Origin of the sequence: Pseudoalteromonas sp. NZS11 (assembly GCF_015864765.1) — a bacterium.
GTDB lineage: Bacteria > Pseudomonadota > Gammaproteobacteria > Enterobacterales > Alteromonadaceae > Pseudoalteromonas > Pseudoalteromonas arctica.
The window spans coordinates 630,492-646,806 of record NZ_JADYWP010000001.1 but is presented as its reverse complement, the minus strand read 5'-3'; the positions used below and the strand labels follow the sequence as shown (position 1 = coordinate 646,806).

Below are 16,315 nucleotides of genomic sequence, written 5' to 3'. Positions count from 1 at the left end.
AAACAGACCTAATAAACTACCTTTATTCTAACTAAATACATGGCTATAGCTTACTATTTGAATCAAAGAATAATACACACAAAAAACCGCTAAATTTAAACTTAGCGGTTTTTTATTGATTCGCAATACCTTTAACTCAGCCCTTAATTAGATTGCCTAACTACGCCTGGCATGTTCTCTAACTGAGCTTGAACATAACTACTGGTGTTATTAAGGCTCGCTACTAATAAATCCATCGCATTATATTGAGCATATAGTCGAGATGATAGCGACTCCATTTTACTGGCAAGGTCCAAGCGATCATCATCTATGTCATCAAGTTGATTTGTTTTACTGTCTATTCGGTTTTGAATAATACCATCGGAATCTGTATAAAAGCTCATTAGCTCATCAAACGATTGTGCAAAACCATCATCGTCCTCGCCTACAAAAAACTGCTGCACTAAATTTACATTAGCGTCTATTTGCTCATCCAATGTTTCAGTATTTAAGGTTAAAACACCATAGCGGTCTGTTTCGACACCTAATTGCGAAAGCGACAATGAGTTACCATCACCTAAATCAACTGATTCAGTTATTTCACTACGCAGCTTTGACATAACACCACGAAGTAGTGAATCACCAGCCATAACACCTGCACCGCCTTCACCTGATGCACCTAAATTATTACTAAGCTCTAACAATTCATTGTAACTAGCAATAAACCCATTTAAACCTGTTTTAATATTAGTGTTGTTTTCGGTAATTGATATATCACTTAAGTCGTCGTCAGTGGCATGCAACTTTTTAGCGGTAATATCCACGCCATCAATCACATTACTAAACTCATTAGTATTGCTTGATACCGTCAACGTGCCATCAATCGTTATTTGTGCATTTTGAGCAGCATTAACTTGTGTTAAATTAGTTGTGTGATTAGCAGGGTCTACGTCTGATACATCATAAGCTAACCGAGATAGGCCACCCGTATCAGTATTATTACCGTCACCATCTTGTACGGTAATTGTTATAGCGTTGTCTTCACCGGTTTCTTTACTTGTAAGTACTAAATGCTGACCGGTATCGCTGGTTATTATAGTTGCCACAACTGAATCATTACTATCATTGCCAGTAAAAGGGCCGTTATTAATTTGGTCTCGTAAATCTTCTAACGTGTTTGTAGCCGATAAAACTGTAGAAAAACTATTTGTGCCAGAACCTATCGTAATTACGCCAGCACCAATTGCTTCGTCTGCTGCAAATGCAGGGGAAGATAATTTGTGAGCTTGTGCTAATGCGTCTACTTTTACGTTGTAGCTACCAGGCTGAGCGTCTTTATCTGAACTAATTGATATAAAATCATCATTGCCAGATGCTGTTCGCTTTTGATAGTTATCACTATCGCCCAATGCTTCCATTGACGTTTGCACTTTTTCGAGCGCTGATTTAAGTGCACCAACAGCAGAAATATCCGTCGTTAACTTACTTTCAGTAGTATTTAAACGAGATTCAGCAGGTGCTTGTTCAGCATTAACTAGTGCATCAACAATATCTGATACTGCTAATCCAGAACCTAAGCCATTAAATGTAATAGACATACTTTACCTCTTAAATACTCAAAAATAAACTAACTCAATATTAGTAATGCAAACTACCGACTAAACTGTTTGATCAATTAAAATACCTGCCGACTCTGACAATTTAGAAACTAAGTTCAATACTTCCTCTGAAGGATATTGCTTAATAACTTCACCACTGTTTTTATCGAGCACTTTAATGACATCGCGACCTGAATCTTCATCAACTTTAAATTGCAAACTTCGGTTCATTTCGCCCATAAAGTCCTGCAATTGTTGCGCCATTTGTTCTAGCTGTTCGCGCTCTAACGGTTGAGCTTTTTCATCTTGGTCATTATTTTTATATTGACTTTGCTGTAGCTTTTGTTGATTGAGCACTTCCGTCTGCTTTACATCATCAACCGCTCGCTCAGTTAAATATCGAGCTGCTTGCCCTACTTGCTTATCATCACCAGCAGTAGGAGTCGGTAATGTTGTAACCTCTGCGTTTGAAGTAATTGTATTCATAACAGATTCCTATTTTCACTTAATTAACCCAACAATAGCTTAGTTTATATTCTTAAACCACAAAAGGAGGTAGCTAAAGCCACCTCCTTTTTTTGAATACTAATACTGACTTTATGTATTAGTTAGCTAACCATTAAGCTATTACTTTTAAATTATTAACCTAATAAGCTAAGAGCTGTTTGTGGTAACTGGTTCGCTTGCGACAAGATTGATGTACCTGCTTGTTGCAAGATTTGGTTTTTCGTCATTTGTGCGGTTTCTGTTGCAAAGTCTGTATCTTGAATACGACTACGCGAAGCCGACACATTTTCAGAGATGTTTGCAAGGTTACTAATTGTATGGTCAAAACGATTTTGAATCGCACCTAAATCAGCTCGTTGATCATCAATTTGTGCAATAGCACCATCAATGATTGCTAATGCATTTTGAGAGTCTGTTTGCGTAGAAATATCTAAATCGTTTACATCTTCTAATACACTAGATTGAACTGTATTTGCTACACCTGCCGCGATACTTGCATTAGCACCCGATACAGAGAAAGATTCATTTGATGATAGCTTTATTGCACCACTAATTATCGTAGAGTCGATTGAACCATCTGTTTGCCCACCTATAGTGTTAGTCACTGTGCTTACAGCACCGTCATAATCCATACCGGCAACAGTTACAGCATTAGCTCCTGCAGAGTGCGTAAAATCGTCAATTGCAATATCGGCACCTTTCGCATCAGTTAAAACAAGGCTTCCATTATCAGCTATAGTTGCCGAGACGCCATGTGAATTTGACTTTTCATTTACTGCAGCAGCTATGTCGTTATAGCTTGCGTTAGAACTAATAACTTGATCATTCAGCTTAAAATTAACAGTACCGGCTGCTAAAGTTCCTGACAAATTAACCTGAGTTTTAGCATCAGCAGTAACGCCCGTATCACCTGATTTAGCATTTATTAATCCGGCAGCTGTTTCTGCAGTATCGTCATTAGTGATGGCTACTGTTTCAGCGACTCCGCTCTTACCTGTAATAGTATAATTACCACCTGTTACGCCATTTGCAGCCGTGTCAGTTGAGTCGTCTCCTGCAGCAGCAGCAAAAACCTGACCAAAACCTGCAGCTACCGCACTATTTAGATTTGTTTGATATGCGCCAATATCTTTAGCACCAATACTAGATAGTGAAACATTTATGGTTTCATTAGCATTTGAACCTACTTGGAAAGATTTTGTTCCAAAAGAACCATCTAGAAGTTGCTGTCCACCAAATGACGTTGTCTCTGAAATACGAGTAAGTTCTGTTTGAAGTGCTGACACTTCCTTTTGAAGTGCTGACCTATCTGAATCTGAGTTCGAGCCATTCGCTGACTGAAGTGCTAGTTCACGCATACGTTGTAAAATACTTGTAGACTCACTCATCGCGCCTTCAGCTGTTTGAGCCATTGAGATGCCGTCGTTAGCGTTACGTTGCGCTACTGCTAAGCCATTTACTTGTGACGTTAAACGGTTTGAAATTTGTAGGCCTGCGGCATCATCTTTTGCGCTATTGATACGCATACCCGATGATAGACGTTCCATTGAAGTCGCTAAGTCTGAACCTGATTGCGATAGGTTACGTTGAGCGTTTAATGAAGATACATTTGTGTTTACTGAAATCATAATAAAACTCCTGATTACTTTCGTAATGTTGCTATTTTAATTTAACCAAGAGCTGTCACAAATGTATGCTCAGCTCCGTACTGATTAAGTTAACGGCAGGAGATAAATTATCTTTAGAAGTATTTTAGAAATAAATTAGTTTATCTGTTTATAAAATCCTAACTGACTGTTTTAAAAGATTAGTTATTTTAAATGAGTTTCAAATATAGTTTGAACATTATGCTTTTAATTGATTTTAATTGATTTTAACAATCTAAAAATAAAAACGCACTTAATTTAAAGTGCGTTTATACAACCTGATATTAGTTAAACCAATAATTAGCCACCTAATAAACTAATGGCTGCTTGTGGTATTTGGTTTGCTTGCGACAAAATTGATGTACCCGCTTGTTGCAATATTTGGTTCTTCGTCATTTGCGCTGTTTCTGTTGCAAAGTCAGTATCCTGAATACGACTACGTGATGCGGATACGTTTTCAGAAATATTCGCAAGGTTGCTAATTGTATGAGAAAAACGATTTTGAATAGCACCTAAATCAGCTCTTTGATCATCTATCATAGCAATTGCAGAATCTATTACATCTATAGCAAGTTGTGAATCGTCTTGTGTTGATATATCAATACTATTAACATCTTCAAGTTCTGATGCTTGAGTTCCGATAGCAGGTGCAATACTTGCATTATTAGAAGTAATCGAAAAAGTTTCTGTTGATGAAAGTTTCAATGCACCACTTATAGTTGATGAATCTCCAGCAGCGCCAGATGTTAAGGTATTTGTTACAGTACTCACGGAACCTTCATAGTCAATACCAGCAACTGTAGCTGTTTTAGCAGCATCAGAGTTTACATAATCATCGACTCTTATATCATCGCCATCCGTATCCGTAAGCACTAATGTGCCATCGTCAGCCAGTGTAGCTGTTACACCATGGGCATTAGATTTATCATTAACGGCTGATGCTATATCGCTATAACTAGCATTAGAGCTGATTACTTGATCATTTAACTTAAATGACACAGAGCCAGAACCTAAGTCACCACTAATACTTACTTGAGTTTTGGCATTCGCTGTAACCCCTGTTTCACCTGACTTAACATTAATCAGCTCTGCAGCTTCTTTCGCTGTTGAATTAGCTGTAATTGTTACTGTTTCAGCAACTCCACTTTTCCCTGTTATTGTATAAATACTACTTGTTGCTGCAACGCCATTGTCAGCGGGAGCTGAAGCTGATGATGCTGCAGCTGCAACCTGCCCGAAACCAGCAGCGGCTGCACTAGAAATATTAACCTGATTAGCACCTATTTCATTTGCTCGTACACTTGATAACGACATACTTATCGTTTCATTTGCATTCGCACCCACTTGAAATAACTTAGTACCGTACGTTCCATCCAATAATTGTTGCCCACCAAAAGAAGTAGTTTCAGCAATTCTGGTTAATTCGGTTTGTAATGCAGAAACTTCTTTTTGCAGTGCCGCTCTGTCGGTATCAGAATTCGATCCATTTGCTGATTGGAGCGCTAGTTCACGCATACGCTGTAAAATATTCGTCGACTCATTCATCGCGCCTTCAGCTGTTTGTGCCATTGAAATACCATCATTAGCATTTCGCTGAGCAACGGCTAGGCCATTTATTTGCGATGTTAATCTGTTTGAAATTTGCAGGCCGGCGGCATCATCTTTTGCGCTATTAATACGCATACCTGATGATAAACGCTCCATTGAAGTAGCTAAGCCTTCACCAGATTTAGTTAGATTACGTTGTGCGTTTAGTGACGACACATTAGTATTTACTGTTAATGCCATTTTACCATCTCCTAGGTTTAAACAGAGTGTGGTTCAACACGATTTAACAGGAACCACTGTTCGATAATTTCTTACAATAAGAAAAGCATTTACTGTGCCAACTTTAATTGATTTTTAAGTGGTTGTTTTTACTTGTAAATTAATGGTTGTTTGAATTGTAAATAAAGAGTGAAGTTGTTTAGGAAGGGGTGACATTTTTTTGCCGCGATTTTGTAGCCAATTTTTGCCGCAAAGTATTGCCGCTTTAAAGTAGGTAAAGCGGCAAGGTATTTCTGCTTATAAGTAATCGAATAATGAAAGGTTAGTTAAACGGCCAAAAGTAGCTTGCGATGCTTGCAGTGCCGTTTCTTGTTTAGTGAGTTCGCTAATAGCTTCTGCCATATCAACTTCAACTAAGTTAGAGCGATTACTTTTATTTTGAATATCGAGCGCTAAGTTTGAATCGCTTACTCTTTCAAGCGCGTTCATACGCCCACCTAAACTTGCTTGGGTAAATACCACTTGCTCACTCGAGTTCTGTAATTGCACTAGGCCATCAGCAAGAACTTGCTGAAAGTCATCACCTTCAAGTGTGCCATCGTTAAGGCCGGTAATAAGTGCTTGTAGTGTATTGAGTACGTTTTCTTTGCCTGGCTTTTCAAGGCTGAAGTCAAGCTGACCAGGTGCTGTGCCTTCAAATTCAATTTTCATACCTGCAAAATCGATAGGCTCATCAGTAACTTCACCTGTTACTGCGGGGGTTAGTGCTGCGCCGTCTCGGTATATTTCGTAGGTTTGAGGGTCTGTTGCCGTAGCACCTGGGCTTACTAATACACTATATGTATTTGCAGTTGCTAGAGCTGTTGGGTCTGCGTTGTAATTTGCTTGATGAAACTTATCAAACTCAGCTTGGCCGTCAACATATACACTTGCCGCTGTAATAGAGCCTGAAACACTTGCCGTGTTGGATTCTACATTTAATCGCGCGTTAGTTTTTTCAAACGTATCAAAGCCGTTATCGCTTGATTTAATTGATACACCTTCAGCTATAGTTATTTGGTGCTGGCCCTGGTCGCCATTATAGGTGTACTCACCCGCTGCAGAATCAAACTGATATGGCTGCGTGCTGTCTTGGTATCCTGAAAATATAAATTTACCGTCTTCTGATCGGGTGTTCATTAAGTTAGCTAACGTTTGTTGAATGCCACTAAGTTCTGATGCAATCGATTTTAAATCGTCTTTAGTGTACGCACCATTACCAGCTTGAATAGTGAGCTCTTGCGCTTGTTGAATATTACTATTTATACTTTGTAATACGCTTTCTTCAGTTTCTAGCCTGCCGGTAAGCTGATCGATATTTTTAGTGTATTGCTCATTAGTTTGTATTTTATTTGAATACAACATAGCTTGCGAAATAGCAGCTGGCGCTTCTGAGGTGGTTAAATACTTTTCACCTGTTGTTACTCGCTCTTGAGCATTTGCAACACCTTGTTGGTTGTCGAGTATTTTATTTATGTTGTTTTGGTACATTAAATTATTTGATAAACGCATAATTACCTCGCCGCATTTAATAAGGTGTCAAAAATTTCTTGAGCTGCTGCTAAAACTTGTGCTGATGCTGAATATGATTGTTGAAAACGCAGTAAATTTGCGGCCTCTTCATCAAGGTTTACACCCGATAGTGATTCATACCATGCCTCAGATTGCTGTGCTAGAGCGTCAAATGCAGCCCCACTTGTGATTGCTTGGCCGGTTATAACACCTATATCACTCACTAATCCTGAATAAGCTTGGTTGAACGTTTTATGGTTGTCGGCCGTTGCTGTTGTTTCAACATTTAAACGGACTAACTCACCATTTTGTAAATCAGCTAATTTTAAGCCATTACGGTTATCATCAAAGCCGCCTTCGTTAAACTCAAGTGTAAAGGTATCGCCTGTTGCTGGTGTACCTTCTATATCAAAATCGAATCCGTAGGTATCGAATGGAGCACCCGCTTGCGATAACATTCCTTTTGCAGGAGGCGTAATAGTAAAAGTATTCGTTCCGCTATTATCCGTAATTTGATATTCGTTAGCATTACCTGTTTTAACAAGCGTTATTTCGCCATTCGTTAAGCTTGGTGTTGAAGTAAATCCACCGGAGGTAACACTTGTTACTTCTCCCGCTGAAATAGTAGCGGTGCCTATATTATTTAAATCGTTAGCAGTACGGATTGGTGATGCTAGTGCTAAATCTTCTGCGCGCCCTGTTGCAAGTGTAATACTTGAAGCAGCATCTGAATTAAGCTTTATTTGAAACTGATCACCCTCAACACCTGCCCCAGATACATTTACTTGAAGACCAAATGATTCGCCTGAGGTTATAGTCGATGAATCAATAACACCTGTCGATATATCAGCAAGTGAAGGCTGCCCTAACGGATCGCCTTTGTTATCTATAGGCTGAATACTTACTTCATTAGCATTAGCTGTATAAGTAATAATAAAGTCACTGGCAGGAAGTTCACTGCCCTTACCTGGCTCTACCGTTGCAGTCATACCGGCAGTACCTGTGTTAGCTTGATACGCATAAGCGCCAACGGTAGGAATATTAAAAATATTACCCCCTAGCTGACCTGTTGCATCCATACCCAATTTGTTTTGTTCGTTAAATGCATCAGCTATAGCTAAGCCCATTTGACCAATTTGGTTTTGCGCAGGGACTAATATGTCATCTCTAAAAGCAAGTAAGCCGCCAATTTTTCCTTTAAGCTTACTTACATCAACTTCAAGCGGCACTGCTTTGCCACCATTAACGTCAAGCGTGAATTCTTTAAAATTAGGATCGGGGTCGCCTGTCATCGAAAATAAGTTAAATGCACCATTTTGCATAACCACTGCTTCGCCTGTGCCCATAAAAACGAGTTTTTCGCCATTTGGACCATCAAGCGTTTCTATGTCTATTAGCTCTGATAAGTCGCGTATTGCTTTATCGCGTTCGTTATAGGTAGAGCTTGCATCTGCGGCGTTATTAGTGCCATTAACTGCTGCAATATTTTGATTTAGCGTGCTAATACTTTGAATTAGTGAGTTTGCTTCATCTGAAAATATTTCGAGCTGCTCGTTCACTACACTTTTTTGATCAAGCACTATGCCCGAAAGTCTATCCATTTGATCAATTAAGCTTTGCGCATCTGTCATTACTAATGAGCGGGCAACGGTAGATGACGGTTGATTTAGCGCTTCTTGCACGTTATTAAATAAAGAGTTAATTCCAGTCGAAAGGTTGTTCGACTCTTCAGAAAAAATAGTATCAACTCGATTAGCCTCAGTAATAAACTGATCGAAAAACGATTTATTAGAGGTGTCACGATTTAGCTGTGACTGAGCAAACTCGTTTAGTAATCGGTATGTTTCGCCCCGCCCCACTTGGTTATCAACCATAGTGGTAAATTCAGTACGCTCACGTACGTAGCCTACGGTATTTACATTGGCAATATTTTTACTTGTCGTTTGCAATAGCTCCGAGCTTGCTCTAACCCCAGAACTGGCAATGTTTAATAAATTAAACGACATGTTACTCTACTCCTTGGCGGATCACGTTTGCCGCAATGTCTTTTAGCTGACTGCTATTGAGCACTTTTTTTATTTTGCTGGCATAATTTGGATCGGTTGCATAACCTGCTTTTTGTAATGAATCTAAAAAGTCATTTGGTTTTGCTGTATTTTGTAATGCTTCTTTGTAGCGTGGGTTTTGCGTTAAAAAATCAACAAAGTCGTTCACGCTATCTTTAATTGAATCGTAGGCTCTAAAGCTGGCTTGTTTTTTAACGGGTGTGCCTTGTTCAAACTCAAGCGTTACTTTGCTTGCTTTATCGCCTTCCCAGCTTTTATCTGACTTAATATTAAATAAGTTATTTGAGCTGCCACCGTCACTTTTATTAATAATGTGTTTACCCCAACCGGTTTCAAGTGCCGCTTGAGCAACCATTACCGCTGGGTTTAAACCAATTTTTTGCGCTGCAGTTTTAGCGTGTTCCCACACTGAACTTACAAACTCTTCTGCATTTTTAAATGTTGGGCTATCGGTTTTAGACTCTGCAGTATCGACTTTAGGCTCAGCAATATCGGCTTTAGTGCTATTGACGATAAGATCGGGTTGCTTGTTTTTTTGCTCATGAGGAAGAGCTGAGCCGACTTGCGTATCGCTAAAAATATCTTTGGTTGTTCTAAGCACCGAGCCTGGCATAAAGTTTTTAGACTCAGGCGATAACTGCTGAACAATTAAATCGGCAAGGCCTAACGAGCCATTTGATGAAAGCTCTGTAGAAAGTTGCTGATCGTGCATTTCTTCAAAAAACTTTACGCCACTTGAATTAAATGGACTGTCTTTATCTTCAAATGCTTCGTTAGCTTTGCGCATTCCTTTGAGCAACATTTGCGTAAAAATAGCTTCAAATTGTGCGGCCGCTTTTTTGAGCGCAGCTTTGGAAGCATCAGTTGATGCATCGCCACTCGTTAAGGCTTCTTTACGAAGTGAATCTAAGTTGCCTAAATCAAAAAAGTTTTGTTTATCGAGGTGATTAGTTTCCATCGGCTTTTTGACACAAAATGAATAATGCAGTTAAAAATGCAAAAACTGAGCCACTACCGATAAAACGAGGAAGATAAAAATAATAAACTTAAGTTGCTGTAAATCAAAAGCCCTAATTTCAAAAATATAGGGCTTAAGTACTACGTTATTTATTGGCTTGGGTTATTTATATAACAACTAACTGTCCGTTAATTGCGCCGGCTTCTTTTAGTGCTTCTAAAATAGCCATTAAGTCACCAGGCGCTGCGCCTACTTCGTTAATTGCGCGAACTAAATCGTCAAGGCTTACACCTGGATTAAATACAAAGGCGCGCGAGTCGTCTTGGTTTACATCAATAATACTTTGCTGAGTAACAACGGTGTCACCGTTTGCTAGCGGGTTTGGTTGCGACACATTTTGTTGCTCTGCAATTGTTACTGTTAAGCCACCATGAGTTATAGCCGCAGGCTGAAGTTTAACGTTTTTGCCAATGACAATTGTACCGGTACGCGAGTTAACTATAATTTTAGCGGCCATATCAGCTGGCTTAAATTCTAAGTTTTCGAGTGTCGATAAGTACGATACACGCTGGGATGCATCGCGTGGTGCTATAACACGAATAGAAACAGAATCTATTGCTTGTGCGCTATTTGGGCCAACTAAGTCATTAATTGTTTTTTCTAGGCGTTTTGCCGTTGTAAAGTCTGGGCGGTTTAAGTTGAAGGTAATGTAATCGCCTTGCATAAATGGGCTTTCTACAGTGCGTTCAACTGTTGCGCCATTTGGTATACGACCAACTGTAGGGGTGTTAATTACAACCTTACTACCATCAAGGCCTTGTGCGCCTAAGCCACCGACAATTAAGCTACCTTGTGCAATAGCGTACACGTTACCGTCTACACCCTTTAAAAAGGTTTGTAGTAAAGTACCGCCACGTAAACTGCCTGCACTACCAATAGAAGAAACCGTAATATCTATTGTTTGTCCGGGCTTTCTAAATGCAGGTAATTCTGCATGCACAGCAACAGCGGCAACATTTTTAATTTTAGGACTTTGAGTTGAAGGTAGCGTAATACCAAAGCTGTTCAACATGCCTCTAAAACTTTGTTGTGTGTATGAGTTTTGCTCGCCAGTGCCTGGTAAACCAACCACTAAGCCATAACCAACTAATTGGTTAGAGCGCACGCCTTCAACCATAGACACATCTTTTATGCGCTCAGCACTGGCAGTAAACTGCCAACCTAATAACACAACTAAACATAAAGCTTTAAGGCTATTCATGTTGTTACCCTCTAAAATGGAAACAGCGAACTGCTAAAGAAACGTGTAAGCCAACCAGGACTTTGCGCTTCTTGCGTTTGCCCTTTACCTGAGTATTGAATACGTGCATTAGCAATGCGGTTTGATTCAACCGTATTATCGGCGCTTACGTCTTGAGGGCGTACTAGCCCTTCTAAACGAATAAACTCTTCACCGGTATTAAGCGTTAGCCATTTTTCGCCGCGTATAACTAAGTTACCATTAGGTAAAACGCGCATTACATTAACCGAAATATCACCCACTAAGCTGTTTGACTGGTTTGATTTTGAATCGCCCGTAAACGACGAATCGCTACCAATACCAAACTGAATACTATCGCCACCTATATTTACAGGTAGACCACCTAAGCCAATCACTGGGTCTAAGCTTGCGTCGGTTTCTTTGTCTGTTTCTGTTTTAGCGGCTTTTGTTGCTTGAGTAGACTCTTGCAATTTAACCGTAATTATATCGCCAGTACGTAGCGCTTTTTTATCAGAATATAAGTCGTTTGATGTATGAGTATTAAACAATGAACCTGTGGCTACCAGCGGCTCTAAAATAGGCTCGGGGTACATAGGTGCGTAGTAAGGGTCGTCCTGCACTACTTCACTATTTTGCGTAGACATACAGCCACTTAAAAATAATGTGCCCGCTGTAAATAAAATAATATTACGCATAATTCCCCCTACTCTATTAAAGCTGTTGATTGATATAACTCATCATTTCGTCAACGGCCGAAATTACTTTTGAGTTCATTTCGTAAATACGCTGAGTTTCAATTAGGTTTACGAGCTCTTCAGTTACATTTACGTTTGATGTTTCGAGTGAGCCTTGAATAATGCTACCTAATCCTTCAACACCGGGATTACCTTGTACCGGCGCACCACTTACAGCGGTTTCGGTATAAAGGTTTTGACCAATTGGTTCAAGGCCCGACGGATTAATAAAATCACTAATAGTAAGCTGACCAATTACCACGTTATCGGCTTGGCCTGCAACACGTACAGATACTTCGCCGTCTTGCGAAACCGTAATTGATTGCGCGTCATCTGGTACATTCATTTCTGGCTGAATAACGTAACCTGCGCCCGATGTTACAATTCGGCCATCGCCATCGGTAGTAAACTGGCCGTTGCGCGAGTAAGCAATATTGCCATCTGGTTGCAGTACTTCAAAAAAACCTTCGCCAGAAATCATCCAATCTAGTGAGTTTTCGGTGGTTAGCATGTTGCCTTGCGTAAACTCTTTTTGGTTAGCTACAACTTTAGCACCCGCACCTAACATTAAGCCCGACGGCATTTCGGTATCTTGCGATGAACGACCACCTGGTTGATTAATATTTTGATAAAGTAAATCTTCAAATATAGCGCGGCTTTTTTTGTAACCAACCGTACTGGCATTCGCTAAATTATTTGAAATAACCGATATATCGGTTTGTTGAGCGTCTAGCCCAGTTTTACTGATCCATAATGCTGGATTCATAATCGTGTCCTCACTTTAAAGTTAAACTATGCGTAATAACTGATCTTGACGCTCGTCAATTTCTTCAGCTGTTTTCATTAATTTCACTTGTAATTCAAATTGGCGCTGGTGGCTTATCATGTCGACCATTTCGTGAACAGGGTTCACATTCGACATTTCAAGCGAACCACTTAAAACTTTTACATTGGCAGAGGTATCTACTGTTACATTTGCTTTTGGTCTAAATAAACCATCGTTACCTTTTTCGAGCTGTGAGCTATTTGCTTCTACCACTCTAAGCGTGTCTATTTCTTCTAAAAAGTTAGCGGGAGCGCCTTGTGGTCGAACTTGAATAGCGCCATCTTGGCTAAACCCTATTTTTTCGACTGGGACGGGTAAAATAACAGGTCCCCCTTCGCCAATAACTTGACGACCATGGCTGGTTACGAGCATGCCTTGAGCAGTAACGTTTAACGTACCCACTTTTGTGTAAGCTTCATTACCGGAGGCATCTTGCACAGCAAGCCATGCGTTATCGCTCATCGCGATATCTAAGTCGCGCCCGGTTTGAACAATGCCACCCGATACCATGTTAGAACCCGGACGCTCTTGCATTGAAAATACACGGGTAGGCAAACCTTCGCCAAACGCTTGCATAGAACGCGCCTGCGCAAAGTCGGCTTTAAATCCTGTTGTATTTGCATTCGCCAAATTATTGGCTTTAAGCGCAAGCCCTTGTAGGCTTTGCTTAGCGCCAGAGGCCGCAATGTAGACCATTTTGTCCATAGTATCGACTCACATAAAAAATCTCTGAACTTATAAATGCAAAATAGGTGCCAGATTAAATTTGACACAACATTGAGAGGTATTTAGAAGGGCTTACAAAGAGGACTTATAAAAAAGGCTGCAAAAATGCAGCCTAATATATTCAATGGGGTTTAACTTATCGAATCTGCAAAATACTTTGCTGAATAGTTGAGTTAACTTCAAGCGCACGTGAGTTTGCTTGGTAATTACGCTGTGCAGTAATTAAGTCTACAAGCTCATTAGTAAGGTTAGTATTTGATTGCTCAAGTGCTGATGAGTTAATTCCACCAAACGTACCCGAACCAGCTTCACCCGCTACAGGTTCACCTGAATCAATACTTTGCTTCCAACTTGTATCACCCACTTGTGATAACCCTTGTGAGTTTGGAAAACGTACCATAGCCACTTGGCCTAAAAATGTTGAGTCGCCATTACTGTAAGAAGCAACAATTTTACCGTCTGTGCCAATATCAATTCCGGCTAAACGACCAACTGTTGAGCCATCTTGATCGAGTGCTTTTACTTCAAAACCGCTTGAATACTGAGTTGGGATACGTCCTGCCGTGTTATTTTCATCGCGCCAGTTAAGCTCAATACCAGTACCTGGGAAAGTTGCACCATTGTCTAGTAATGTTGATAAACCAGCACCAGAACCCGCTGGCAGTAGTATTTCATCAAAAGTAGTTGTATTTGTATTTGCCACACCACCTGTTGTTGATGGCAAACCACTTGAGTTAAAACCTAGGGTAGTCAGTGGTGTATAAGGTGTCGTTGTTTGTTCTCCACCAGTTGTGCCATCAACTACTTTGCCATCGAGGGTTGCGTATACTTCCCAACTGTTATCTGTACCACCTGCTGCGGCATCATCTTCTTTAGCAAAAAAGTATTGTAAAATATGAGGTTCACCTAGTGAATCATATACTGTTGTTGACGTAGATGAGTTATAAGTACCACTAGACGTAGGGTCAAAATCTAGACCTGATGGATCCGCCGTTGCATCTAAGTTAAACGACAAAAATACATTTTCTGTTGCGCGAGGAGAACCAGACGAATCAGGGATTTGAATTGGATCAGTTGTGCTCAAACTTACCGACGTTGTATCACCTGTAGATGAATCAACTGGGAATGCTTGTAAAAAGTTACCTTTTGCGTCAACCATAAAGTTATCTTGGTTAAGCTTAAATGCACCCGCACGTGTATATGTTAAATCTTGCGAAGATAAATCGTCGGTCATCGCAAAATAACCTTCACCAGTGATTGCTAAATCAAGTGAGTTATTTGTAAATTGCAGTGAGCCTTGGTGAAACTGCTGCGCAACCATGGTTGTTTGCACACCGTCACCATTTTTAGTCTTACCAGAGCTAAATACTGATGAAGCGTAAACATCGGCAAACTCAGCGCGTGACTCTTTAAAACCTGTGGTATTAACGTTTGCAATATTATTTGCCGTTACGTCTAAATCTTTTTGCGCGGCAGCAAGGCCGGTTAATGCAATATTGAAGCTCATAATTCACCTCTAACCTGTTAGTCTGTGGCCTGCTAGCAGGCGAAAAATACTAAAATTTATTACGCGATTTCTGCTACATCTGTCAGCCTAACCGCACCTTCTTTAGTGTTAATAATTATGCCACTTGAGCCATTAATATTAACGCTTTCAATGTTTTTAAATGTAGCAATGGGCAAGCTTGAAAATTCACCGTCAGTGCTTCCTTCAGCGGTTACTGAATATTCACCTTCAGGTAAGCGCTCACCGGCTTCATTTTTGCCATCCCACGCAAAGCGAACTGCACCTGCTGATTGAGAACCCATATCAATAGTTCTTACTAGCTGACCTGATGCATCTGTCACTTTAATTTTTAAGTTATCAACGGCTTCTTCTGCCACTGCGGAGCCTCTGGCATCACCCGTTTCATTTAAATCTAAGGTGTTTGACTCAAGTAAAGCTTGCTTGCCAACAAGTGTTGATGCTTGCAATGCTGAATTTGATGTCATAGATGACGCTAAGCTATCAAAATTTGAATTTAAATCGCTGATCCCTTGCGCCATTGTAAAGCTCGTCATTTGAGCAATCATTTGATCGTTATCCGCAGGGTTACTGGGATCTTGAAACGATAATTGCTGAGTTAACAAAGAGAAAAAGTCTTCTTGTGTTAACGCATCACTCTCAGTATCACTGGTAGCAACTTGTTGCTCTTGCCAGCGTATAGAGTCTAAATAGGATGAAGATGTACTAATATCGTTACTCATAACCTACCCTCGGTTACCGCTGCCCTAGCAACAGTGTTTTACTTAGCATTTGCTTTGCTGCATCAGCAACTTGCACGTTTGTTTGGTAAGAACGAGAGGCAGAAATCATATTTGCCATCTCCTCTACAACATTAACGTTGGGTTTATAGATATAGCCATTTTCATCCGCACTTGGATGATTTGGGTTATATTCAATTTGTAATGGAGCATCGCTTTCAACAATGCCCAAAACTTTAACACCAACTGCGGAGCCCTGCTGGTTACTTGCTGATGCTGAAGCTTTTGTTAGCTCAGCCGCAAATACAGGTTGGCGCGCTCGGTACGTTTTGTCTTGAGATGAACTAATGGTATTAGCATTAGAAATATTACTAGCTGTGGTATTTAAGCGAACATTTTGTGCGCTCATACCCGAACCTGCAATATCGAAAACATTATATAAACTCATAATT

Annotated in this window: 14 protein-coding genes and 1 pseudogene; all 15 read right to left on the bottom strand. The window is 40.1% G+C overall.

The features are described 5' to 3' along the window. Positions 1-143 precede the first annotated feature (143 nt). Positions 144-1,577 (bottom strand): flagellar filament capping protein FliD, encoded by a 1,434-nt coding sequence (fliD, locus tag I6E82_RS02805; RefSeq protein WP_197116668.1) that lies wholly within the window; start codon positions 1,575-1,577, stop codon positions 144-146. 60 nt (positions 1,578-1,637) lie between these two features. Beyond that, positions 1,638-2,063: a flagellar protein FlaG gene (locus I6E82_RS02800; RefSeq protein ID WP_197116667.1), complete on the bottom strand. Its 426-nt coding sequence runs from the start codon at positions 2,061-2,063 to the stop codon at positions 1,638-1,640. A gap of 155 nt (positions 2,064-2,218) precedes the next feature. After that, entirely contained in the window at positions 2,219-2,716 is a 498-nt protein-coding gene (locus I6E82_RS19960; protein WP_442960251.1) for a flagellin, read from the bottom strand. 636 nt (positions 2,717-3,352) lie between these two features. Further along, positions 3,353-3,712, bottom strand: a pseudogene (locus I6E82_RS19955) (flagellin N-terminal helical domain-containing protein); the annotation flags it as partial. 318 nt (positions 3,713-4,030) lie between these two features. Further along, positions 4,031-5,518: a flagellin gene (locus I6E82_RS02790; protein WP_197116666.1), complete on the bottom strand. Its 1,488-nt coding sequence runs from the start codon at positions 5,516-5,518 to the stop codon at positions 4,031-4,033. A gap of 276 nt (positions 5,519-5,794) precedes the next feature. After that, positions 5,795-7,048 carry a flagellar hook-associated protein FlgL gene (gene flgL, locus I6E82_RS02785; protein WP_197116665.1) on the bottom strand — a complete coding sequence of 418 codons (1,254 nt, stop codon included), beginning with the start codon at positions 7,046-7,048 and terminating at the stop codon, positions 5,795-5,797. Between the two features lie 2 nt (positions 7,049-7,050). Then, on the bottom strand, positions 7,051-9,054 hold the full coding sequence (gene flgK, locus I6E82_RS02780) for a flagellar hook-associated protein FlgK (protein ID WP_197116663.1): 2,004 nt from the start codon (positions 9,052-9,054) through the stop codon (positions 7,051-7,053). A 1-nt stretch (position 9,055) separates the two neighbouring features. Further along, entirely contained in the window at positions 9,056-10,072 is a 1,017-nt protein-coding gene (gene flgJ, locus I6E82_RS02775; protein WP_197116661.1) for a flagellar assembly peptidoglycan hydrolase FlgJ, read from the bottom strand. Positions 10,073-10,238: 166 nt separating this feature from the next. Continuing rightward, positions 10,239-11,333, bottom strand: coding sequence for a flagellar basal body P-ring protein FlgI (locus I6E82_RS02770; protein ID WP_024592771.1), 1,095 nt, complete (start codon positions 11,331-11,333; stop codon positions 10,239-10,241). An 11-nt stretch (positions 11,334-11,344) separates the two neighbouring features. After that, on the bottom strand, positions 11,345-12,028 hold the full coding sequence (flgH, locus tag I6E82_RS02765; RefSeq protein ID WP_010553251.1) for a flagellar basal body L-ring protein FlgH: 684 nt from the start codon (positions 12,026-12,028) through the stop codon (positions 11,345-11,347). Between the two features lie 16 nt (positions 12,029-12,044). Beyond that, the gene (gene flgG, locus I6E82_RS02760; RefSeq protein WP_002959420.1) at positions 12,045-12,833 is read right to left on the bottom strand and encodes a flagellar basal-body rod protein FlgG; all 789 of its coding nucleotides are present in this window, start codon (positions 12,831-12,833) and stop codon (positions 12,045-12,047) included. A gap of 21 nt (positions 12,834-12,854) precedes the next feature. Next, entirely contained in the window at positions 12,855-13,598 is a 744-nt protein-coding gene (locus I6E82_RS02755) for a flagellar basal body rod protein FlgF (RefSeq protein ID WP_007581863.1), read from the bottom strand. Positions 13,599-13,755: 157 nt separating this feature from the next. Beyond that, the gene (gene flgE / locus I6E82_RS02750) at positions 13,756-15,126 is read right to left on the bottom strand and encodes a flagellar hook protein FlgE (RefSeq protein WP_007581862.1); all 1,371 of its coding nucleotides are present in this window, start codon (positions 15,124-15,126) and stop codon (positions 13,756-13,758) included. Positions 15,127-15,185: 59 nt separating this feature from the next. Then, positions 15,186-15,866 (bottom strand): flagellar hook assembly protein FlgD, encoded by a 681-nt coding sequence (locus I6E82_RS02745; protein WP_024595787.1) that lies wholly within the window; start codon positions 15,864-15,866, stop codon positions 15,186-15,188. A 13-nt stretch (positions 15,867-15,879) separates the two neighbouring features. After that, on the bottom strand, positions 15,880-16,311 hold the full coding sequence (gene flgC, locus I6E82_RS02740) for a flagellar basal body rod protein FlgC (protein ID WP_010553247.1): 432 nt from the start codon (positions 16,309-16,311) through the stop codon (positions 15,880-15,882). Positions 16,312-16,315 lie beyond the last annotated feature (4 nt).

Bases quoted from the DNA above. Each gene is read 5' to 3' on its own strand.
- flgE (WP_007581862.1), bottom strand. From the start codon at position 15,126: ATGAGCTTCAATATTGCATTAACCGGCCTTGCTGCCGCGCAAAAAGAT.
- I6E82_RS02790 (WP_197116666.1), bottom strand. From the start codon at position 5,518: ATGGCATTAACAGTAAATACTAATGTGTCGTCACTAAACGCACAACGT.
- flgJ (WP_197116661.1), bottom strand. From the start codon at position 10,072: ATGGAAACTAATCACCTCGATAAACAAAACTTTTTTGATTTAGGCAAC.
- I6E82_RS02755 (WP_007581863.1), bottom strand. From the start codon at position 13,598: ATGGACAAAATGGTCTACATTGCGGCCTCTGGCGCTAAGCAAAGCCTA.
- flgL (WP_197116665.1), bottom strand. From the start codon at position 7,048: ATGCGTTTATCAAATAATTTAATGTACCAAAACAACATAAATAAAATA.
- I6E82_RS02800 (WP_197116667.1), bottom strand. From the start codon at position 2,063: ATGAATACAATTACTTCAAACGCAGAGGTTACAACATTACCGACTCCT.
- flgG (WP_002959420.1), bottom strand. From the start codon at position 12,833: ATGAATCCAGCATTATGGATCAGTAAAACTGGGCTAGACGCTCAACAA.
- I6E82_RS19960 (WP_442960251.1), bottom strand. From the start codon at position 2,716: ATGGATTATGACGGTGCTGTAAGCACAGTGACTAACACTATAGGTGGG.
- flgC (WP_010553247.1), bottom strand. From the start codon at position 16,311: ATGAGTTTATATAATGTTTTCGATATTGCAGGTTCGGGTATGAGCGCA.
- flgK (WP_197116663.1), bottom strand. From the start codon at position 9,054: ATGTCGTTTAATTTATTAAACATTGCCAGTTCTGGGGTTAGAGCAAGC.
- I6E82_RS02770 (WP_024592771.1), bottom strand. From the start codon at position 11,333: ATGAATAGCCTTAAAGCTTTATGTTTAGTTGTGTTATTAGGTTGGCAG.
- I6E82_RS02745 (WP_024595787.1), bottom strand. From the start codon at position 15,866: ATGAGTAACGATATTAGTACATCTTCATCCTATTTAGACTCTATACGC.
- fliD (WP_197116668.1), bottom strand. From the start codon at position 1,577: ATGTCTATTACATTTAATGGCTTAGGTTCTGGATTAGCAGTATCAGAT.
- flgH (WP_010553251.1), bottom strand. From the start codon at position 12,028: ATGCGTAATATTATTTTATTTACAGCGGGCACATTATTTTTAAGTGGC.